Genomic DNA, 23,540 nt, shown 5'->3' with positions numbered 1-23,540 from the left:
ATGAAAACCATCTCAACCACCACGCGAATAACCGCGGTCACCAAGATAGTGGCCGCCGTTGTGTTCTCGTCAACGTTCTTTAATTCATCAGCTTCTGCAGCTGATTACGCCAAGGACATCGCGCCGCTGTGGAAACGCAGTTGTGTGGCTTGTCACAATGGCAAGAAAGCTGAAGGCGGGCTGAACCTGGAATCCGCAGCCTTACTCTTGAAAGGCAGTGACAGTGGACAAGCTGTCATGGCTGGCAAAAGCGCCGAGAGCGAACTGCTGAAACGCATTCTGGCAACGGATGATTCGGCGATGCCACCCAAGGACAACTCGGCGGGTGCTACACCGTTGACACCTGCGGAGATTGAGTTGGTTAAACAGTGGATCGATGCCGGCGCGATGCCTGGTGACGATAACATGTTGGAAACCATTGCCTGGCAACCTGTCCCGGGCAGCTTCCAACCTATTTATGCCGTCGACGCCTCCATCGATGGACAGTTCGTGGCGACGGGGCGTGGCAATCAAGTCATCGTTCACAATTGGCCAATGCAAGCCAACGCGACCACTGCCATTGCCTTGGTTGATCCACAAACTGTTTCCAGTGGTGGCCTGCCGACAGCTCACTTAGACCTGGTGCAATCAGTGGGTTTTAGCCCCGATGCCAGCACCTTGGCTACTGGTGGTTATCGGTGCGTCAAGATTTGGAAACGCGATGTCTCTCCAACGGCCTTGGTGGGCCTCAAGGGTACGACCGGTGTGATTGCCAATTCCAACCATGGTCAACTGCTGGCCATTGCCCGCGATGATAACTCGATTGATATCGTCGAATACAGCACTCGACAAGCTGTGTTGAAATTACCAGCCGCTGCCGGCGCGATTACGGCGATCGAGTGGACATTTGACGATACATCAGTGGTTACTTGCGATGCGGCCAATAATGTGACCAGTTGGCAATTGCCCCCCGCAGGTTCGCCAGCGGGTACTGCGCCTAAAGCCACCACGTTTGCTGCTGGTGCACCTGTCAGTGCGATCGCGGCCTTGGCCTCTGACCGTGTGGCTCTGCAATTGGCTGACGGTCAAGTTCAATTGTTTGTGGCCACAGCGGGCGAGGGCGGTGTGCTGGCGTTTGCCAAAGTCGATTTTGCGGAAGCGATTCCGCCTGCCACGGCGATTGCGGCGATGGCCGGTGACCCAGTGCGATTGTTGGCCGCGCAGGCCGACGGCACGATTCGCGCGATTCATGCCTTGGAAGGCAAAGTTGTGGCGACTTGGAAAAGTCCGGTTGCAGTGACGCGTTTGTCTGTTCATCCCAAAGCGCCGCAGGTTGCTTCGCTGGGTAACGACGGCTCGGTGCGATTGTGGAATGTGGCCGATGGCAAAGAGCTGGCTCAACTTGTTCCAGAAACTTCTATGGGTCGCGATGTAGCTCGCACTCAGCGAGCGGTAGCGCGGCAGACCTCCGAAGTCGAACGCTTGACTGCGGTGATTAAGGAACTTGAAGCAGCGCATGTCAAAGAGCAAGAAGCCGTCAAGAAGGTAACCGAAGAACGTGATAAGGCCACCGCGGCGTTGACCGCCAAGGTTGCCGAATACGATGCTAACACTCAAGGCATCAAAGACAACGAGCAAGGCATCGAAGCTGCCAAGGCGATGATCGCCGAACAAATGAAACGCATTGAAACGTTGACCGCTGATATCGAAGCCAAGAAGAAGAAAGAGCCGGAACTGTTGGCTGCCAAGAACACGGCCATGGAAGGCGTGCAAAAACAAGAGCAAGCTCTGGGCGCCGCGACTGATTCAGCCACTCGAGCTGCGCAGGCCATCCCCGCTCAGCAGGCGGTTATCGAGCAGGGGAAAACTCAATTGACCAGTTTGCAAGCTGGTGCCACTGCGATCGCCGAGCAAGCCAAGGTGGTGCGTGAGGAAGTGCCCGTGGCCTTTAACTTTGATTCTACAGGGCGAGAACTGATCATCGGCCGCAAGCAAGGCGCGATCACGGTCGTTAACGTGGCCGCTGGCCAGGTCTCGATGGAACTGAAGTATGCTCCCAATTTGGTTTCGGCCATTGGGAACGGGCGCACCTTGATGGCTGCTTCCAGCGGTACATTGCTAAGCGTATGGAACAGCGACTCGAATTGGATCTTGCAGCGGACCATTGGTAGCGAAACCGATCCCACGTCACCGCTGAGCGATCGAGTTACGTCACTCGCCTATTCGCCCGATGGTCAAACACTAGCCGTCGGCAGTGGACCAGCCAGTCGCTTTGGGGATGTCAAACTGTATCGCGTTACGGATGGTTCGCTGATTAAAGATCTGGGCGAAGTTCACAGCGATACGGTGCTCGACATGGCCTTCTCGCCCAGCGGCGAAGAGCTAGCTACGTGTGGTGCTGATAAACTAGTGCGTGTGTTTAATGCCTCGACAGGCAAGCAGCGACTGTCGCTGGAAGGTCACACACATCACGTGTTGTCGGTCGCCTGGCAAGACAGTGGCAACATCCTGGCATCGGCCAGTGCTGATGGCACGGTCAAAGTGTGGAGCACCATCACCGGTGAACAACAACGAACCGTGGCCGGCTTCTCCAAAGAGATCACCAGTCTTTCGTACGTTGGCCAAACCAGTCAGTTCTTGGCCGCCTGCGCCGACAACTCGCTAAGACTGGTCGAAGGCAACAACGGTCAAACGGTCCGCAACTTCGGCGGCTCGACCAGTGCCCTCTATGCACTCTGCCTCACGCCAGACAACAAACAAGTCATGGCCGGCGGACAAGACGGCAAGCTGATTATCTGGACTGTCGAGAACGCTCAAGTAGTCAAGCAATTGGACTAACTGTGGCTGGCTGTGGCATAGGCTTCCAGCCTGTTTGTGGCATAGGCTTCCAGCCTGTGTACATCGTTTAACCCGTAGCCGCCAGGCGAGGCGCACCCGGTGTAGCGACTAACCATTGCAACGCACGAATAGCCAGGTTTGGTTAGCGGGTTCGCCTCGCCTGGCGGCTACGGGTTAAACGACTGGCGCCAGGCGAGGTGCACCCGGTGTAGCGACTAACCATTGCACTGTGGCATAGGCTTCCAGCCTGTGTGCATCGTTTAACCCGTAGCCGTCAGGCGAGGCGCACCCAGTGTGGCGACTAACCACTGCAACGCACGAACAGCCAGGTTTGGTTAGCGGGTTCGCCTCGCCTGGCGGCTACGGGTTAAACGACTGGCGTCAGGCGAGGCGCACCCAGTGTAGCGACTAACCATTGCACTGTGGCATAGGCTTCCAGCCTGTGTGCATCGTTTAACCCGTAGCCGTCAGGCGAGGCGCACCCGGTGTAGCGACTAACCATTGCAACGCACGAATAGCCAGGTTTGGTTAGCGGGTTCGCCTCGCCTGGCGGCTACGGGTTAAACGACTGGCGCCAGGCAAGGCGCACCCAGTGTAGCGACTAACCATTGCACTGTGGCATAGGCTTCCAGCCTGTGTGCATCGTTTAACCCGTAGCCGCCAGGCGAGGTGCACCCAGTGTGGCGACTAACCATTGCACTGTGGCATAGGCTTCCAGCCTGTGTGCATCGTTTAACCCGTAGCCGTCAGGCGAGGCGCACCCAGTGTAGCGACTAACCATTGCAACGCACGAACAGCCAGGTTTGGTTAGCGGGTTCGCCTCGCCTGGCGGCTACGGGTTAAACGACTGGCGTCAGGCGAGGCGCACCCGGTGTAGCGACTAACCATTGCAACGCATGAACAGCCAGGTTTGGTTAGCGGGTTCACCTCGCCTGGCGGCTACGGGTTAAACGAATGGCGCCAGGCGAGGTGCACCCAGTGTAGCGACTAACCACCCCAACGCACGAACAGCCAGGTTTGGTTAGCGGGTTCACCTCGCCTGGCGGCTACGGGTTAAACGACTGGCGTCAGGCGAGGTGCACCCAGTGTAGCGACTAACCATTGCAACGCACGAACAGCCAGGTTTGGTTAGCGGGTTCGCCTCGCCTGGCGGCTACGGGTTAAACGATTGTGTCGAGTGTCGTTATTGACGCAAGCTCTTTTGGAGACCGGACAATAGTCTTTCGACTTGGCGATGACCCGGCTCATCGCTGGTAACTACTAAGACGTTGCCAATCAACTGACACTCTTCGCACAGCCCTTGAACGCCGGAAACGATGTCTTCTGTATGTAAGTTGTTCGGCAAAACTTGCTTCAAGTCGTACATGCGCATGGTCGGCACAGGATTCTCGGTAATGATCACATAGCGCGGATGGACTTCGTAACTTAGCAACAGCGGCTCCAAAATCAAATCAAGTGCGTCGCGCAAAGTCACATCCGGTAGCGAGATACTGATTGGTTTGTCGATCAGTTCTTCTTTGTTATGCGGGTGGAAATAAAAGCCAATGCCATGCTTGTCCCCCAATTCGTGCAGAACTTGCTGCAGTGGCGTGCCTACGAAGTCCAACTCGGTCGCTTCGTTGAGCACATTGCGGAGCTTCGCTTCTCTTTCCAGTTCCTGGCGTGCATCCACCAGCCAGTCTCCCGATCCAACGGACGTGCGACCAGCCGCGGGCTGAATGTTGCCGCTAGCCCCACCGCCTGCTGCTATACCGAAGCCGCTGCCTTCTGCCATCATACCTTCGCCACCGCCCTCACCCATGCCCGAAGCGCCGCTGGCGCCCTCAAGAAATGAATCGCTTGCACCGGACCCGCCAAACGGATCGCTCTTATCCGCTACTTGCAATTCGCTCGTCGGCTCATTCTCACTGGCCGGCACTGCGACCACTTCCGTTGGCGTCGCCGCTTGACCACCACGCTTTTGGCCAACTCCCTGAGCGGCGACGGCGAGAATGGATAGAGTTGCCGTAGTAATCATCAGCGTAACCCAAAAGCCGGTCGATTTTGCGATGGATGTCGTGACCATCAGTCTTTCTCCTTCGATGAGTGTTTGTAGATAAGGATCGATTACCAAGTGTGGTTGATTCACACGGTCGAGATGAGATTGCGAAAACGTGTCTTGGCAGGCCGAGGCGAATTGCTCCAGTTCATTTTGGTGGCGCATCCAATCGATGCCGGCAGCGCAAACCGACAAGCTTGCACCGCGCGTTGCCAGGCGACTGCGCAACATCTGTCGGCCGCGCCTGATGCGACCTTCGACTGCGGCGATCGACAAATCCATGCGGTCAGCGATTTGTCGAGCCGTCAATCCCAGGATGTAGAACTCAAAGAGCGGTTCGCGCATTGCGTCGGGCAGCTGCTGCAATTCACGGTCGAGATTGCCCAGTTCAATTTGTCGAACCAATCGGGCAATAGGATCCTCCGTAGACTGTTCATCTACCATTTCGACCGAGTCCACGCTGGTAGATTGACGCCGTGATTTTGAACGTACTCGGCACGCGGTACGATAGGCGACACCGTATAACCATGCCGCCACCGAACACCGCGAACGAATTTTTTTGGCCGACTGCATAAATATCAACCAAGTCGCTTGAAAGGCATCCTCGGCATCTTGCCTATGACTGACCACGCGTTTGATGACGCCGGCCACCATTGGGCCATAGCGATCCATCAAAGCCATCAGTGCCTGAGGCTGTCCGGCTAGCGCGTACAAGTCCACCAACTCGGCATCGTTCTGCAAGCTGGCCTGGTACTCCGGGTCGGTCAATTGCTTCAGGTGGTTATCAGCCGCAGGCCGTATTCGGTTGGTGCTCATGAGAGAATAGTGCAACGAGAATGAGTTTCCGGGCGCGATTTGTTCAACCCGGCAACGCAGGCCAAACAGACCCAGTCTAGCCACTGGTCATTCGGGTGGGCACCGGTATTCTCTGCGATCCTCTGCGTCTCAGCGTTTTCAACAGAGAACCCGCTAACCGCCTTCCAATCCTGCGAGACTCAGAACCAAAAGGTCGCCACGAGGACACAGGCGTGTGCCATCGGTTAAAATGTGGGACGAGGTACCCACGCCATGTATCGACCTGATCTACCTGACTTCGGCGCGTTTTTGTCTTGGCCTGAACCGGGCACGGCTTGGATTCATCCCGACGATGTTCCATTGGTGACCGAGTTGGTGCCGAGCCGCCGGGTGTTTTGCCGCACCGCGTTTGATGGCACGTTTTACAGCCTGGCATATGGCGCGACTCAATTTCGCGTCAAGCCGACGCTGTGGACCTCTCTGCCGAAAGCGGACGTTTTGCCCGGTGATCGCGTGGAAGTGCTTAGCCATTTTGGTCAGTATGATCCAGGCTTGGCTACGGTGGTCGATGTCTTGTGCAACAAGGTCGGCGACGGCTTTGTATACATGCTGCGACGCGGGCAAATGACAATCCCGCAAGAATTTTCTCGGGGGCATTTTCGGTTACTTACCCTCCGCTATCGGCTACGCAGCGGCTATTATAGTCATCAGCCGCCGAAGTTCGTTCCGCCCGACGACCTCCAGTTGTTAAATGTCGGCGAACTGATTGGTTGACGATTGATCCCACCCTTATCCCACCTCGAGAACTATGTTGCGACTGAAATACTCGGCTTGTCTCGTGCTCGTGTTGACCTCCATGTCCGGTGCCCTTGCCAGTGATCGCGGTGCCGATGAACCCAAGACACCTGCAGAAATCTATGGCCAAGGGGTGCGCGAAACGCCCAAGCTTACCCCTGAACAAGAGCAAGCGGGCTTTCATCTGCCCACCGGTTTCGTGGCCGAACTGGTCGCCTCGGAACCGCAAATCTCCAAGCCACTCAATATGGCGTTCGATGCGCGGGGACGTTTGTGGATTACCGATACCATCGAATACCCCTATCCTGCGCCCGCCGATCGCGCTCCACGCGACTCGATAAAGGTTTTGGAAGACAAAGACCACAACGGTAGTTACGAAACGGTCACCACCTTTGCCGATGGGCTCAATATTCCTATTGGCATCTTGCCTGTCGACAAAGGCGTCATCTGTTTCAGCATCCCCAATCTCATGCTGCTGACGGATAACGATGGTGACGGGAAATGCGACGATCGCCAAGTGCTGCTGGGACCCTTCGATACGACCCGCGACACGCACGGCATGATCAACGCGCTGCGTCGTGGCCAAGATGGTTGGATATACGCCTGCCATGGCTTCAACAATCAATCGCATGTCAAAGCCGCCGATGGTTCCGAGATCCATCTCATATCCGGCAACACCTTTCGCTTTCGTGAAGATGGCTCGCACGTCGAGCAGTTTACGACTGGCCAGGTGAATCCTTTCGGGATGACTTGCGACGAGTACGGCAATTGGTACACCGCTGACTGTCACAGCAAACCGGTAACGATGCTCGTGCCCGGTGGTTTCTATGAGAGTTTTGGTCGGCCGCATGATGGACTCGGCTTTGTGCCCGCGGTCATGGACCATTTGCATGGCAGCACCGCGATTTGCGGTATTAGCTACTACATGGCCGATCAGTATCCCGCAGAATTCCGCCGCAAGTTCTACTCGGGCAATGTGATGACCAGCCGCATCAATTGCAATCGCTTTGAAATGGATCGCGATCGCATTCGCCTGGTCGAAGAACCCGACTTCATGACCAGCGAAGATCCCTGGTTCCGACCAGTGGATATACAGCTGGGGGCCGATGGTGCGCTGTACGTGGCAGATTTCTATAACAAGATTATTGGACACTACGAAGTGCGGCTGGATCACCCGGAGCGCGATCGCGATAGTGGCCGCATCTGGCGAATCGTCTATCGTGGCGACAAGCCAAGCAGCCAACTGGGCAGCAACCGTGTTCAAGGACCAAAGGTCCTTTCGAAAGAACACATCGCTCAACTAGCCAGCCCCAACGCGACCACGCGCGAGTTCGCCTTGCAGCAACTGGCCGACGCCAAAGTAGGTCCGCAGCCATTGATCAAGCTGCTCGAATCTCATGACGCTAATCAACAGATTGCAGCCATGTGGGCCCTGCATCGGGCCGGTCATGATTCGCTGCCTGCCTTAGCTGCCAAAGCCCGCGATAAGAATGCGGAAGTTGCAGTGGCGGCGTTCAAGGTATGGACCGATTTGCCGCGTGGCAGTGGCCATGATCCAGCGCTACTTGAATCCGCTCGCGCAGCCTTGACCAGCGATAATCCGCATCTTGCAATTGCGGCGGCCAGCGCACTGGCTGAACATGGAGGCGAGCTTGAAGTGGTTGCCATGCTGGACCAAGTCGCCCAACGGGCTACCGATGTGGCCATCGTTCCGCATGCCATGCGCATCGCCGTGAAGCAAATTCTCAGCACTCCGAAGGTTGCCGATAGCATTCTCGCCCAGGCTAAAGAGCTAAAGGGCAATCAGCGCCAGGTGTTTGCCGCGATTCTACCGGCTGTGAACACACCTGCGGCCGCTTCAACCATGCTCGATTTGGTCATTGCCGATAAAACTGGATTGGCCGACCTGCGCGGTCCGGCTTTGCAACTCGCTTGCAAACATATGAAGCCAGAGTTTGCTGACCAGGTTCTGCAATTGATCCGCGGTTTGCCTGCCTCGGATGATTCAATGACCAGCTTACTCGATGGTGCCCTCGATCAACAAACTACGTTCGGTCTTGAAGCGTTGGCGACGCTACGAGCCGATCGCCAACCGGTGCCCAAGCCACTGCTAGAGTTAATCGATGCCAAGCTGGTCAAGGTTGCCGATGCTATCGCCGCAAAACTGTCGGAGACGGGTGCAGTCAAGCCGCTGGATTGGCAAAGCAGTGATGGACGCAAGTGGAATAGCGAACAGCGCCAGCGCTCGGGCAGTGGCCAGCCGACCAAAGTCATTTCCAGTTTAACGCTAGGTGAAGCCTACACCGGTACCTTCTCGACAGCCACCTTCGATTGTCCGGAGAAGTTAACGTTCTGGCTGTGTGGTCATGATGGGCCGCCGAATATGCCGGCTCCAGGCAAGAACCTGGTGCGATTGGTGCTGGCCAATAGCGGTCAAGCGATCGCGCAAGCCGCACCGCCGCGTCATGATGCCCTCAACGAAATCGTCTGGCAATTGAAAGAACATGTTGGAAAACCGGTACGCCTTGAATGCGTTGATGGCGACGATGGCAATGCGTATGCTTGGCTGGGTGTCGAAGGTTTCTCGTTGCCCGCCCTCAATCCACCGTCAGCCGACGCGGCGATTGCCAAGCTGAGCAGACTGATAGAAGGCACCGGAGCTGATGGCTTGGGAGTGGTCAAGTCGCAACTGCAACAGATCGTCACCGCGCCAGCACTAACGGACGAAGGTCGTGCTCGGTTGGTATCTTCGATCAATGCCGCGCGGGGTAATGGACTAGGCAAGCTGTTGGCCGACGCGGCTGTGCAACGCGGGCAATCTTCAGCGGTAACGCCGCAACTGGCCCTTGGCAGTGGTGATGAATTCAACAAAGCCTGTAAGGACCTGGCCACCGAAATCGCTTCGCGCTTGACGTTGCCACAGCAGTCCATCATGGTTCGCGGTTTGATTGGCAGTACCGATGGTCGACGATTGCTTCTGGAGTTGGTCGATGAGGGTCGCGTTTCGCCCCAGAGCTTGCGAACGGTAAAAGAAGTTCTGACTGCGACCAAGGACGATCGCGATGCCATGCGTTTGGTTGAACTGAGCGAAGCGGCCAGCGCTGCCCCGAGTGACGCTGAGCAAGCCATCGTCAATCGTGTCGCAGCTTTCAAACTGCTGACTGGTGATTTCGACAAAGGCAAAGTGATCTACGAAAAGAATTGTGCCAACTGCCACAAACTGCGCGGAGTGGGACAATTGGTGGGACCGCAACTGGATGGCACGGTTGCCCGTGGTCCCGAACGGCTGGCCGAGGACATTCTGTTGCCCAATCGCAACGTTGACAAAGCCTTCCGCATGACCTCGCTGCTCATGGACGACGATCGCGTGGTGGTGGGACTGGTGCGCGAAACCGCCACTGGCGAAATGCAACTGGTAGGAACCGATGGCAAAACGCAGAACATCGACAAAGATCAAATCGCCACGCGCAAAGACACCACGCGCTCGTTAATGCCGGACAACTTTGCCGAGTTGATCAACGATCAAGATCTGAGCCACCTGTTGCAATTCATTACGCAACACTAGGCGGAAGATTTACGATTTTCGATTTTACGATTTACGATTGAAGATTGAAGATTGAAGATTGAAGTTTGAAGTTTGAAGTTTGAAACTGAAGTGTGAAAATATGTGTCTTCGCCTGGCCGCTCTTCTTCTCATGTGTTCGTCCGTTTGCGCAGCTGACGATTTCCCCAAAGTTTTCAATACCGAAGCGGCGGGGCAGCATCCACCGACACCCGAAGAGATGGTCAAGCTGATTGACCTGCCCGAAGGTTTTCAAGCAACGCTTTTCGCCGGCGAGCCCGATGTTCAGCAGCCGATCTGCATGGACTTTGACGATCGCGGCCGTTTGTGGATTGCGGAAAACTACACCTACAGCGGTGGTCCGTATGAAACCAAACTTCGTGATCGCATCATCATCCTGGAAGACTCCGATGGTGATGGGCGACACGACTCACGCAAAGTGTTTTGGGATCGCGGCTTTATGTTGACCAGCCTCACTTGGGGTTTCGGTGGGCTGTGGATTCTACATGACGGTACGTTGTCGTTCATTGCCGATCGCAATGGCGATGATGTACCCGATGGCGAACCCGAGATTGTGCTGGACGGCTGGAGCAAAGATTGTGGTCACAACTTCGTCAGCGGGCTAACGTGGGGACCCGATGGCTGGCTGTATGGTCGGCATGGAATTGTGGATACCTCTTATCCGGGTGTACCGGGCACGCCGCTCGAAGCTCGCGTCAAGATGAACTGTGGCATTTGGCGGTATCATCCTACGCGCAAACTTGTCGAAGTTGTGTGCAATGGTACGACCAACCCATGGGGACTGGACTACAACGCAGCGGGCCAGTTCTTTATGACCAACAATGTGCAAGGGCATCTCTGGCACGTGATCCCTGGTGCGCATTATCAACGCATGTACGGTCAAGACTTCAATCCACACGCGTATGAGTTGATGGATATGACGGCCGACCATTATCACTGGGACACCAAGACGAAGTGGATGGAGAGTCGCGATGGCGTAGCCAACGACTTAGGTGGCGGTCACTCGCACGTCGGTGGCATGATCTACCAAGGCGATAACTTTCCCGCCAAGTACCATGATCAGATCTTCATGTGCAATACACACGGTCGCCGGGTTAACATCAACCGGCTCGATCGCGAGGGCAGTGGCTACGTTGGTCGCCGCGAACCGGATTTCCTGATCGTCAAGAACAATTGGTTTCGCGGCGTCGATATTAAACTCGGTCCCGAAGGGGCCATGTATATCTCGGATTGGTCTGATAACGGTGAGTGCCACGATCACGATGGCATCCATCGCACTAGCGGCCGCATCTATCGCATTGCCTACGGTCAACCCAAAAAGACCTCAGATTTTGCCGCGCGAATGAAGAGCACGGATACGTCGAAGTTTGATTGGTGGGGTCGGCACGCTCGACGCTTGCAACAAGAAGCGGTGGCTGCAGGCAGTCCAGCCAATGTGGCCTCAGTAGGTACCGACGGCTCACTAAAGTCCTTGTTATTGCGCGAGACCCTGGGGCTGAACACGCCTGAGTTGATTACGGCCGCGCTCAGTGGATCGGAGTCGATGGCGGTGGCTTATGCCGTGCAATTGGCCACGGCGGACCAAGCCGGTCGAGAACATCACCTGGCAACACTGAAGCTCTTGGCGACGAAGCCACAACCAGCCAACGTGTTGCTGTCGATGGTGTCGTCCTTACAAAAATACGAGGCCGCTGGTCGGTGGCAATTGACGGCTGCGATCTTCAGTTGTCGGGAGAATGCCACTGCAATCGCGAAAGAGAATCAGCTAACGTTGATGACCTGGTACGGCATTGAACCCGTGGTTATCGAGTCCGCGGCCCTCGATACCGTGGCTGGTAATCCGAAGCTACTTCAGTTTGTCGTGCGTCGCCGCGCGCATGAAGTGGATTCGCGACCTGAACTGATTGCCGCCACGCTAGCTTGGATCGCCGAGCGGGCCACCCAGACCAAGAACAGCAGCGAAGCCATCGGCCTGGTCGAATCGTTTAAGTGGGGCCTGGCGGGTCGTGCACAGGTCAAAGCACCAGCTCAATGGTCGTCGATCGAAAAGCAACTCAAGGCACTGAACGATCCGCAGCTGACCAATGCCGTCGGAGGACTGGCCGTGCTCTTCGGCGATGGTGCAGCTATGAAGGACCTGCGCAAGTTGGCAGCTGCTGGCGATGCTGATCCGGTGGCGCGCGAGAACGCCGTCCGCGCCTTGGCCCAGGCCAAGGATATGGATTCAGTGCCCATGCTCTTCAACCTGCTGGGTGATCGCGCGATCGTTGATGCGGCCATCGATGCCCTGCGCGCCTTTGATCACCCGGCTACTGCCAAGGAACTGATCAATCGCTTCAGCGGTTTCAGAGATGGCAACAAGCAGCGGGCGTTAGATACTTTGGCCAGCCGCACAACGTATGCCACGGAACTGGTCGGCGCGATCGAAGCCGGAGACATTGATGCCCACGAACTGAGCGCCACTCAAGTTCGACAACTGCTGGCCCTGGGCGATGCGCATATTAAGAGTGTGCTCGATGCCAAGTGGGGCATCGTGCAAGATACTCCGCAAGCGCGTTTGGATGCGATCGAAAAATGGAAGAAACAATTGACGGCTGACTACGTCCAGCAAGGCGACAAGGCTGCCGGTGCCGAACTATTCAAGAAGAACTGCGCCAACTGCCACAAGCTGTACGGCGAAGGCAAGACGGTTGGCCCGGATTTGACCGGCTCCAATCGCAGCAGCTTAGAATATTTGCTCATCAATATGGTTGATCCCAGTGCTGTCGTACCCAAGCAGTTTACGACTTCGGTGATCTTGCTGGATGATAACCGAGTCATTACGGGGGTCGTTGTCTCGCAGACCGATCAAACAATCGCGGTCCAAACTGATAAGGAATTAGTCACCCTGGCCAAAGCGGATGTTCAAACCGTGAAAGATACCGGCAAGTCGCTGATGCCCGAAGGAATTCTTGATACACTCAAGCCGCAAGAAGTCCGTGACCTGATGCGCTTCATCATGCCATAGGAGCTGTGAAAGCATCTGCGTTATATTGCCCACGTATGAGTCTCTTAACTACCTGATGCCGAACCAACGATGAAACCCACCTATCCATTGCCGGAGCCCAAGCTAGTCTGGACGCGATTCTTTGAACTGGTCTGCGTACCGCGACCATCAAAAGAAGAGACGCCGGCCATAGAGTGGTTAAACAAATGGGCCGATGGGTTGGGCTTTACTGCCCAGCGCGATGCGACAGGTAATCTCGTGGTGCATGTCCCGGCCACGGGGCAGTCGGCCAAGCAGCCAGTCATCTTGCAATGCCATGTCGATATCGTTTCGGTGACGGCCAGCGGTGACAATGATGGCGCCGATGCAGCACGCGGGTTGATTCCCACAGTGCGTGGTGATCTCGATCCCAGCCACAGCAAGCGGCTCAAGCCAAACGACGCCGGTGATTGGATCATCGCTCCCTACTCAACACTGGGCGCCGACAATGGATTGGGCGTAGCCATGATGATGGCGCTAGCCGAATCGTCAGATCGTCCCGTGCCCATGCAGTTGCTTTTCACCATCGACGAAGAAGCTGGCATGACAGGCGCGATTGGGCTCGACCCAGTCGCGCTAGGGCTGACCGGCAAACAGCTGATCAATATTGATACCGAAGATGACGACGAGATCACCATCGGCGCAGCCGGTGGACGCGATGCGGTACTGACCTGGCAGGGCCAGTGGGAATCAACCGGAGCCGATGAGTGTTTCAAGATCTCGATCGATGGACTCAAAGGTGGTCACTCGGGCGTCGAGATCAATCAAGGTCGCGCTAACGCCAATCGATTGATGGCTCGCACGCTGCGCGCCATCGTGGCTGACACTGGAGCTCGGCTGGTCGCCCTGCATGGCGGCTCGCGGCGCAATGCGATTCCGGATACTTGCCAAGCGACCATCGCTCTACCCTCCGGTCAAGTCGACAAGCTTGCCAAGTTACTCAGCGCCGCAGCTGCGCAATTCGATCAGTTGTATGATGCTCGCGATAACAAAGTCGCGATTGAGTGTGCTAAAGCCGATTCGTCATCCAGCTGTTTCAACGCTCAGAGCACTAGTGACTTTGTTGGCTTGCTGATGGCCATACCGACTGGCATCTGCGAGATGACTCCGGAAATACCGGTACTGGTCGAATCTTCTTGCAACATGGCTATCATCTCGCTCGACAATCAAGCCAATGCGGAAATCATCTGCAGCGTGCGTGGCACCACTAAAGACGCGCTGGAAGATGTCTCCGATTCATTGCGTGGCATCGTGCAGTTGAGCGGCGCTGAAGTCAAGTTTGCTGATGGCTATCCCGGCTGGAAGCCGCATCTCGATTCTCAGTTGCTGAAGATCGCCATCGAAGAGTATCGACGTTTGTTCCAGAGCGAACCCAAAGTGCATGCCGTTCACGCTGGACTGGAATGTGGTCTGCTAATCGAAAAGCTGCCGGGCCTCAGCGCAATCTCGATTGGTCCCACCATCAAAGGCAACCACGCCGTCGGCGAACGAGTCCAAATCAGCTCCGCCGCCAAATCGTACCAATACCTGCAAGCAATCTTGCATTCTTTGTAGCGCTCGTTTAACCCGTAGCCGCAGGTTAGGCAAACGAAGGAGTTCACGTGCCGTGGCGAATCTCTGTCTTAAGCACGCAGACGCTCAGGTAAACGCAGCGTTGGGTTAGAGGGTGCACCTCGCCTGGCGGCAAATCGTTTAACCCGTAGCCGCAGGTTTTGAAGTTGCGCCTTTTTCATGCTAGCAAAAAAACTGCTATTGCAAAAAAAGCGGGTCCATTCCATGAAAAGTTTGTTGAATATCACCAAACATGGAGGAGGACCCGCAATGATTATCGTCGCCGAATCTGCCAAGTCGCTCAAGGGGTATTTGGCTCAATGTAATCTCAAAGAACGCGCATTGATGATGTTCATGCGAATGGTGCTCGCCTTTATTCTGCATCGCGGCCGAATGAGTTGCTCGGCTGCTGCTGGTAGTATTTGCTCCGAGGCAGTTCATCGCGGGGAGGTAACTCGTTTCTTGGCGCAGGCACGTTGGCGGAAATTCGATTTCAATAAAGGTCTGGCCAAGGCACTGCTCGCGAAAGAGTCGAAGCGCGGCAAATTCTTTTTCATTGTGGATGCAACGCAGAAGACGCAGTCTGGTAAGACATCTCAAAACACATACATATGTAGCGCTGGCAATCGCCAACGCAAGAAGAACGGGAATAGTAAAAACAGGAAGCGCGTGAAGACGGATGCTAAATCGATCCACAGCTTCACGTGCGGTGTGCTGATCACTCCCAGTGGCATCCGTGTGCCAAGGCAAATGCCCCACTACACGGAAGAATACAGCGAGCATCGAAAAGTTCCGATGCTGACAACGGCAGAGTGTGCTGCGGAAATGATCCGCACGCTCCCATTGCCAGATGATGCGGAAGTAGTGGTGATAGGCGATACGGCCTATGAATCTCAGGTTGTACGCGAAGCTTGTGAGGAAAAAGGATACACATGGATCTTTCCGGCTAATTCGGAAAGAGTTTATCAAGGCACCAAGGGCAACCGCCCCAAATTGCGGTCTCGTTTAAAGGATTGGACGAGTTTGTCGCTCAAGCGAACCAGGCTTCACGCGAGTACGGGCAAGTACGCCTCTTACCGGCGGCTTTCCAAGTATCGTATTGGGCCGAAAACGAAACATCGCGATTACTATACGCACAAGGAAAAAGCAGAGGTACGGAACGTCGGTTCAGTGCTACTGATTTTTTCGACAACGAAATCCAATCTAGTGAAGGCGACTTCCGACGACGTCAAAATCCTGATGACGAATGCTGTTGATTTGAGTGTGCTTGAAGTGATCGAGATGTACTCGCTCCGCTGGCAAATCGAACTATTCTTCAAAGAACTAAAGTCTACGCTCGGTTTCGATCAGTACTCGTTCAAAGACTTCCGAGCTGTGGAGACTTGGACTGAGTTGGCGATTACTACGGTATTGTTCTTGGAAGATATGCGTATCACAAGAATGAATGACCGTAGGCTCGACGAGGAGAGGCGACGATGGTGGGCCATGCAGCGACTGCATGGACTGTGCTTAGCCTACCGCCAAGAAAGTATGGGCCAAGAACTAAAGTACATCAACGACCGCCTAAAAACTTCTGGAGGCATCAACAAACTCAAACGATTGATGGCTGCAGCACTTCCAACAGAATACAGGATAGCCGTATGATTTAAGCAAAAAAGGCGCAACTTCAAAAGCCGCAGGCGAGGCGCACCCAGTGTAGTGACTCCGGCTACGCAGGGCAGAGTTTGGTTAGAGGGTTCGCCTCGCCTGCGGCTACGGGTTAAACGATTTACCGCAGGCTGGGTGAAGCGATGATTAAGCAGCGCGGCGCGAGTAGGCCTGCTGATAATAAGTCTTAATCGTGTCAACCACGCGCAGTTGTTCTTCGATCTGCAACTCGGGATAAACTGGCAAGTGCAGGATCTCGCGCGAGGCGGACTCGGTGTTTGGCAAGCTGCCTTCGGGATAACCACGTCCGCTGAAACACTTTTGCTGGTGCAGCGGTACAGGATAATAGACTTCGCAGCCAATGCCGTTCTGCTGCAAGTAACTCTTTAGCTGGTCGCGGCCACCATCCAGGACGCGGACGCCGTATTGATTCCAGACGTGATACGCAGCCGGATCGTGATAGGGCAAGCTGAGGCGATCCATTAGTCCAGCGTCGCTGACCAACTCGGTGTAACGCGCGGCGTTTGCCTGGCGTGCGCGAGTATAGCTGTCCAGTTTCTTCAACTTCACACCCAGCACAGCTGCTTGAATTGTGTCCAACCGACTGTTGATACCGACGACCTGATGATAATAGCGCGGCCGCATACCGTGAGCTGCGAACAGACGCAGGCGATCAGCCATGCTCTCGGTGCGAGCTGTCAGCATGCCGCCGTCACCATAGCCCCCCAAATTCTTGGTGGGATAGAAGCTCAAACATCCAATACTTCCCCAGCTACATGCCGGTCGTCCATGATAAGCCGCGCCGATTGCTTGGGCCGCATCTTCGATGATCGGAATATCGTGACGATCAGCTATGCGACACAGCTCATCCATGGCCGCGCATTGCCCAAACAAGTGAACAGGAATGATCGCTCGAGTGCGGCTGGTGATCGCTGCCTCGACTGCTTCGGGCAACATGTTGTATGTCAATGGATCGATATCAACGAAGACCAACTTGCAACCCAGTCGATCAGCGCAACTGGCTGTCGCGAAAAAGGTGAAGCTCGGCACGATCACTTCGTCGCTGGAAGTCAGCTCCAGGGCCATCAAGGCCAGTAGCAAAGCGTCGCTACCTGAGGCGCAGCCAATCGCATGCGGCACGGCACATAGTTTGGCCATGTCTTGCTCGAGTGCGGTAACTTCGGGGCCATGCAAGAATCGGCCGCTATCGACGACCGCTGTGATGGCCGACAGAATCTCATCGCGCAGCTCGCGATTGCCACGATTCACATCCAATAAAGGCACAGGCGCGGGATTGCCTTGGTTCATTTCGATCGTCCTTGATCGGCAAATGTTTCAATCTATGAATTTTCACCCAGTTCGTAGCGGAAGCCGTCAAGGCTTTCGTCCAAGCTTCGTAGCGGAAGCCGTCAAGGCTTTCGTGCTAGCTTGGCAACGCAAGCCATCCAGGCTTTCGCCCTAGCAACCAAAACTGGGCAAATTCTCAATAACTAACTGGCTGGGTACAATAATTAATGCGAGCAATGAACGTCAAGAGAAGTCTCATGCTGGAAATTGCAGGTCATTCCGCATGGTCTCCGCGGCCGCGCGGACGGCTGCTTGCCAATTCAGGCCCGCATTCTCTGGTTTACCATATGCGAATATGATGCCGCGTGAGCTATTGACGATCGCTCCAAGCCCTCGCTGATCAAATCCACCGCGAACTTCCGCCGCACCTCCGCCCTGAGCACCATATCCGGGAATCAGCAACCAAGAGGCTGGCATTTTAGACCGCAGATCGCTCAACTCTTGGGGGTACGTCGCCCCGGTAACTGCCCCAACTATGCCGTAGCCAGATTGACCACTGGTCTCCAACGACAATGACTGGACTACATTAGCCACTCGATCGTAAACGCGACCCTCAACGCACGGCAGATCCTGCAAGAAGCTGCTGCCGGGGTTGGATGTTTTTACTAGTACGAAAATGCCAGTGCCCGTTGATCGCGCTCGTTCAAAGAACGGCTGCAGCGTGTCATCGCCCAAATAGGGATTGACGGTCAGTGCATCACATTGCCAAGGACTGTCCGGCCCCAGCCAGGCTTCGGCATAGCCTTCCGCTGTCGAACCGATGTCGCCGCGCTTGGCATCCATTAAGACCAGCAACCCGAGTTGTCGAGCTTTGGCGATCACTTCTGCCAGGCAATGCATGCCGTGCGGACCAAGCTGTTCGAAGAAAGCCACTTGCGGCTTGACGACTGGTGCCAAGTCAGCAATCGCATCCAGGACTTCGCAGCAGTAGACCTTGGTTTGCTCCGCTACCGCTGGCCAATCGTTGGCGGCTATCGAGCCGCGGAGGACCATTGGTAAACTCTGCCAACGTGGGTCCAGCCCCACGCAGACCGCTGATCGCTTCCGGGTAACGGCTTCGGCCAATCGATCGCCGAAGCATGAAGATGTTGAACTCATAGATGCGCGTTTAATCCATTCACGTGATCAGTGGCTTGCCAGAGCCCATCAGGCGACGCTGGCTTTCTTTTTGAAATTCATAGCCACCACGATGATCGCTACCAGCACGACTGCACCAATGGTAACGATGCCCCACATCGGAAACGAGGATTGCACTGGCGCCGGTGGCGGCTCCTGAGCTGCTGTTGACGCCATGCCGATGCCGACGAATTTACCTGGAGGAAGTTGTTGCGATTGCTCGTTCATAACAAATGCTTTCTAAGGCCCAAAATAATAAAAAAACAACTACTGTCTTTTGCGTTCTTTGACGTATCGAATACCACAACCCACCGGCGGAGTTTCTGTAACTTCGATCGCCGCGCCTTGCAGCGTGGCATCGATGGCCGCTTGCAGGTAACGCTGTTGGACTTGATCTTCTTTGGTGTTATCGTCCATCGCGCCCATGTACACCACGCGTCGCTCCTTGTTCAGCACGAAGAACTCGGGCGTGCGAACCGCGCCGAATGCTTTGGCGATCTGCTGAGTCTCGTCGTACAAATAAGGAAAAGCGAATTTGCGATCTTCCGCGCGCTTCTTCATGGCTGGCATCAGGTCGGCTTCGACTTTGTTTACATTAATTGCCACCACCGCAACTTGCGAATCAGGGCCCGCATACTTCTGAGCTAATTGATTGATGCGGTTTTCGTAGTCAACGGCATAAGGACAACTGTTGCAAGTAAACACGACGACCACGACCGCATACTTATCCAAGTCGCTCAGCGAATGCGGTTTATCGTCGACACCTGGCAACTGACGCCATGGCGGCATCTGATCGCCGATGTTAACGGTGGGATTATATTTGCCAGCAATGGCCCAGCCACTCAGCAGGCAACTAACCAAGGCGATTGTAAGTAGCCACTTCGTCATGTTTCTCTCTGGACTCGTTTAACCCGTAGCCGCGCAGGCGAGGCGCACCCAGTGTAGATATTTTCGATTTATGATTTTCGATTTCCGATTTCCGATTTGATGTGACCAGCGCTCGTTTAACCCGTAGCCGCAGGCGAGGCGCACCCAGTGTAGCGACTCTACATCCCCGTAGCCGAAGTCGCCAGACTTTGGACGCACTACCATCAACGCCATCCCCGTAGCCGAAGTCGCCAGACTTTGGACGCACTCCGATCAACGCCTCCAAACTCTGGCGAGTTCGGCTACGGTTCCAATCTCTGGCGAGATCGGCTACGTGATGAACCAGTACACGATCCAACTGGAACTATAAGCGATGCTGCCGGCCAGCAACAGGGCCAGAATCCCGCTGGCTACCGACACAAAGGCGATTTCCAGGCAAACCACGGACATCACCTTGCCTCGGCTGGCTCCCAGCAAAACCAGCGTATCAATCTCCTTCTGACGGAGCTTAAGCGAGAGCCACAACACCAGCACCACCAGTAGCCCTGTGGCTAACGACAAGATCACCGCCAGTACTTCGATCAAACGGCGAACTTGAGCGACCATCTGCAGGATTTCCGCGATGATATCGATCGGTCGCAGCGCCTGAAGCTGTTGGTTGGGGTCTAGAAATTTACCCAGTAACAACGTGCCAGCGCGCTCATTGGCGGGCACCGCGATGATTTCGGTCAACGGAAAATTTGCTTCTGAGCCATGGAAATGAAAACTGCTGACATTTTCGTCGGTGACTTCGGAGTATTGTGGCAAGTTCTCACGACTGGCGGCGTGAAGATGAACTGCGTCATTCGATTCGGTCTGCTCCTGTTCACCACCTGTGGGACTAGTGGGTTGACGTACAACATCATGTCCATGTCCGAGTCCGGCAGTGATCCAACACGTTTGGATGTGGCAATGAATCACATCATCATCCGCAGTACCGGTGCGCTGCAAGACGCCGCGAATACGCAGGCTCAATGGTGCTGGTCCTGACAAGTCGAACATGTTTGCCGGTTCGGTAACGATGCGCTGATCAACGCCCAGCCCCAACTCCTGGGCAACGTTTGCCCCGAGCAAGCAATCGCCCAAACGCTGCATCGCTTGCCCGCTGGCCAGGTTCAATTGACGCAGCCGCAAATAGTCATCATTGCTACCTACCACCGCATAACCTTGCGCCTTGTAGCCCGCGTGAATCGGAATTGCGAGTAGGTCAGCGACTGACCGCAGTTGTGTTAACTCAGCTTGTGGGATAACTTCGGGCGCGTCACCGCGAAAATAAAGCGCGTGCATCACCAAGCCAAACGGGCTGCCCTTGGCACCAATGACGATCGGCGTAGCGGCCGCGCGAGCATTGGCATCTTGCTCGAAACTTTCGACAATCCAGCGCGTCGCCAGCGGTAGACTCAGACTGAGCGTCAGAGCGGCCATCAAGATGCAGGTCCGCGCCCAATAAAACGTGATGTAACGAATGGCCAGAATCCAACAACCGAGCATCACGCCTCCAATGACATAGGCAGTTGAAGTGTGCGGTCGAAGCGATCGAGCAGACTACGATCGTGCGTGACTACCACCAAGATACTGCCCAGCCGGTTAACCTGCTCGACCAGCAGTTGCATAGCCGTTTGAGCCGCCAGCGGATCTAGACTGCCGGTCGGTTCATCAGCCAGCACGATAGTAGGACGCGCGAATAGCGCGCGGCACAAGGCGACGCGTTGACGTTCGCCGTGCGACAGCTGAGCTGGTCGCCTGTTCAGTTTATTATCGATGCCCAGCGATGCTGCCAGGCTGAGCATGTGCAGTTTCGGGTCAGCAACTTTGGTCAGTCCCAAGGTGTTCGGCAGCAAGATATTTTCGGCAGCCGTCAGGTATTCGAGCAGTTCAAACTCTTGAAACACAAAACCGATCTCGGTGGCTCGCCGCTTGCGCAATTCGGCAGGCGACATGCCTTGTAATGGTTTACCGTCCGATTCAATTGAGCCGTGATCCGGCTGTAGCACACCGGCGATTAGCTTGAGCAACGTCGACTTGCCCGATCCACTTGGGCCGACGATGGCCACTTTCTCTCGCGGTTGTATATCCAGCTGATCGATGCGCAGCTCAAAACCGCTGGCATAACTCAGCCTCAAATCACGGATTCGAATCATAGCCGCGGATGCTCGTTTCAAACTTGACCCGCTTCTCATCTAGCAACTGGAACTTGGCCAGCTTCCAATTCCCCTCGACCTGAGAAAGCGATAATCGACCGCGGTATTGGCTGGTTCGCGTGTGCACATGTCCCCAATGTTCAGTCACCCCTGTGGCCTGCCAGGTCACTTCAAACGCGTGGGCATCACTGCCGCTGGCCGGTTTCAGTTCGTCGACCACGACCGCTTGCACGTGTGCGATCGAACCACCTTGTTCAGCGACAATCAAGCTGCGTTTGATGCGCAAGTAGACATCACGCAAAAGTGGACCATCAACCGACTGTGCTAACGCATCGTAGACTTGTTCGTCTTGGCGGAGATCAAAGGCTCGGTAGATATTGGTGAGCAGTTGTTCAAGGTCTTGCTTGCCTTGAGCATCATTGCTCAGCTGACCAATGACCGGCACCGGTTTGAACGTTACGTCAACTAAGTTGCCAGACCACTGGTAAGTGTTATCGAGTGATTGAAAGGCGTGATGGGCGGGTGGCTGGTCGCCAATGAACACCACCGAGTTGAACAACGTCGCATTTTCACTGTAAGCACTCCATTTCACGGTGGCCTCTCTTGGAGTCGCAGGGGCCGGAAATGATACGATGACTCCTACTCGAGCTTGAACTACGTTCACTCGACGCGGCTCGGCGTTTAGAGCAAAGTCATTGATATCGAGTCCAAAAAAGCTCACGCGCACCAGTTTGGGCTGAATAACGTCGCCGTTGATGGTGACTTGTTGTTTCTGCGCGAGAAACTTTTCGATCGCGCTGGCTGCCGCCGTTTGTTCTTCAACTTCGATAAAGTCTTTATCGCGGCGTTCAATCGGGAGCCATTGATCGAGCGTAAGGAGCGGGATCAGGATCTCGTGGCGAACTTCAAATCGATTGATATACAAGAATGAAAACAGTCCACTGTAACTGGCGATGCCCAATCGCTCTTGCAGTTGGGCTTTGCGTTGTTGACGGAGTTCCGCCAGCGACAGTCGTTTGCCGGTCGCTTTCTCACTCCAGTCAAGTTGAACAGTATGCGGACGCCCGTGGGGCATTTGTGTCCCGGGTTCACCAAAGCTACCATCGCGCAAGATATGCAGATCCATCACCGCTGGTAGCACCGCTTTCGGTCCGCCAAAGGTTTGCATGAAAGTCAAGAACTTGGGCTTGTTTGCCAGCGGATAGACCAATTTGAAGTTGATAGTGCGTCGCATCAACTCGGTTTGCCCTATCGATGGAGCATCAATCTGTTCGGTGGAAACCGAAGCCACACTGCCTGCCAGTGGTTGCCCATCGCCGTCGAGAATCGAAAAGTAATCCAGCAAGAATTTGCGATGCTTCTCGACCGCCGCTTTCAGATCGGCCGCCGCATACTTGTTGTCGGCATCGGCCGAGAGTCCATGGTAGAGCACCAGGTCTTCCAGCATAACCTCGATGTCCACATCGATGCGGTCTGATCGGACATCAACGATCGTCGAAGTGATCGACACCGGATGCGCAGCGGCCGGCAACGAAAACGCCAGCGTCACAACTAATAGCAATATCCATTTCATAGTCAGCCATTATAGCTCAATCACCATCCCAGGTGAGCACAGACTTAATCGTTTAACCCGTAGCCGCCAGGCGAGGCGCACGTAGTGTAGCGACTGTGCCTAACCACCGTAGCCGAAGTCGCCAGACTTTGGATGAACCACGTTTGACACATCCAATCTCTGGCGAGATCGGCTACGTGTGGCAGCGTTGGGTTAGAGGGTGCGCC

14 protein-coding genes are annotated in these 23,540 nt (G+C 55.2%); 6 read left to right on the top strand and 8 right to left on the bottom strand.

Annotated features, from left to right (window positions below; all coding sequences use genetic code 11):
* The gene (locus tag SH573x_RS16675; RefSeq protein WP_479348756.1) at window positions 1-2,817 is read left to right on the top strand and encodes a c-type cytochrome domain-containing protein; all 2,817 of its coding nucleotides are present in this window, start codon (window positions 1-3) and stop codon (window positions 2,815-2,817) included.
* A 1,183-nt stretch (window positions 2,818-4,000) separates the two neighbouring features.
* On the opposite strand, the gene SH573x_RS16670 is transcribed toward SH573x_RS16675, so the two are convergent.
* A complete protein-coding gene (locus SH573x_RS16670) occupies window positions 4,001-5,671 on the bottom strand; it encodes an RNA polymerase sigma factor (protein WP_479348755.1) in 1,671 nt (556 codons plus the stop codon).
* Window positions 5,672-5,923: 252 nt separating this feature from the next.
* Here SH573x_RS16670 and SH573x_RS16665 point away from each other — a divergent pair, with 252 nt between their 5' ends.
* From SH573x_RS16665 to SH573x_RS16645, 5 genes are all read left to right on the top strand, one after another.
* On the top strand, window positions 5,924-6,424 hold the full coding sequence (locus SH573x_RS16665) for a DUF6960 family protein (protein WP_479348753.1): 501 nt from the start codon (window positions 5,924-5,926) through the stop codon (window positions 6,422-6,424).
* 34 nt (window positions 6,425-6,458) lie between these two features.
* Complete coding sequence (locus SH573x_RS16660) at window positions 6,459-10,010, top strand: PVC-type heme-binding CxxCH protein (protein ID WP_479348752.1); 3,552 nt, start codon at window positions 6,459-6,461, stop codon at window positions 10,008-10,010.
* Window positions 10,011-10,110: 100 nt separating this feature from the next.
* On the top strand, window positions 10,111-13,035 hold the full coding sequence (locus tag SH573x_RS16655) for a PVC-type heme-binding CxxCH protein (protein ID WP_479348750.1): 2,925 nt from the start codon (window positions 10,111-10,113) through the stop codon (window positions 13,033-13,035).
* A 69-nt stretch (window positions 13,036-13,104) separates the two neighbouring features.
* Window positions 13,105-14,607 (top strand): beta-Ala-His dipeptidase, encoded by a 1,503-nt coding sequence (pepD, locus tag SH573x_RS16650; protein ID WP_479348748.1) that lies wholly within the window; start codon window positions 13,105-13,107, stop codon window positions 14,605-14,607.
* Between the two features lie 267 nt (window positions 14,608-14,874).
* Entirely contained in the window at window positions 14,875-16,248 is a 1,374-nt protein-coding gene (locus SH573x_RS16645; RefSeq protein ID WP_479348747.1) for a transposase, read from the top strand.
* 150 nt (window positions 16,249-16,398) lie between these two features.
* On the opposite strand, the gene SH573x_RS16640 is transcribed toward SH573x_RS16645, so the two are convergent.
* The 7 genes from SH573x_RS16640 to SH573x_RS16610 all read right to left on the bottom strand — a co-directional run bounded on the left by SH573x_RS16640 (window position 16,399) and on the right by SH573x_RS16610 (window position 23,334).
* The gene (locus SH573x_RS16640) at window positions 16,399-17,559 is read right to left on the bottom strand and encodes a DegT/DnrJ/EryC1/StrS family aminotransferase (RefSeq protein ID WP_479348746.1); all 1,161 of its coding nucleotides are present in this window, start codon (window positions 17,557-17,559) and stop codon (window positions 16,399-16,401) included.
* 234 nt (window positions 17,560-17,793) lie between these two features.
* Window positions 17,794-18,696, bottom strand: a complete 903-nt coding sequence (gene pyrF, locus SH573x_RS16635) for an orotidine-5'-phosphate decarboxylase (RefSeq protein WP_479348745.1) — start codon at window positions 18,694-18,696, stop codon at window positions 17,794-17,796.
* Between the two features lie 48 nt (window positions 18,697-18,744).
* Entirely contained in the window at window positions 18,745-18,942 is a 198-nt protein-coding gene (locus tag SH573x_RS16630) for a hypothetical protein (protein WP_479348744.1), read from the bottom strand.
* A gap of 39 nt (window positions 18,943-18,981) precedes the next feature.
* The gene (locus SH573x_RS16625) at window positions 18,982-19,602 is read right to left on the bottom strand and encodes a thioredoxin family protein (protein ID WP_479348743.1); all 621 of its coding nucleotides are present in this window, start codon (window positions 19,600-19,602) and stop codon (window positions 18,982-18,984) included.
* A gap of 309 nt (window positions 19,603-19,911) precedes the next feature.
* A complete protein-coding gene (locus SH573x_RS16620; protein WP_479348742.1) occupies window positions 19,912-21,111 on the bottom strand; it encodes an FtsX-like permease family protein in 1,200 nt (399 codons plus the stop codon).
* On the bottom strand, window positions 21,111-21,761 hold the full coding sequence (locus tag SH573x_RS16615; protein WP_479348741.1) for an ABC transporter ATP-binding protein: 651 nt from the start codon (window positions 21,759-21,761) through the stop codon (window positions 21,111-21,113). Before SH573x_RS16615 ends, SH573x_RS16620 begins: the two co-directional genes overlap by 1 nt.
* Window positions 21,745-23,334 (bottom strand): hypothetical protein, encoded by a 1,590-nt coding sequence (locus tag SH573x_RS16610; protein ID WP_479348739.1) that lies wholly within the window; start codon window positions 23,332-23,334, stop codon window positions 21,745-21,747. Before SH573x_RS16610 ends, SH573x_RS16615 begins: the two co-directional genes overlap by 17 nt.
* Window positions 23,335-23,540 lie beyond the last annotated feature (206 nt).

The organism is Rania fehmarnensis (assembly GCF_056494185.1).
Note: the sequence above shows the minus strand (reverse complement) of the source record. Positions and strands in the feature narration are given on the sequence as shown.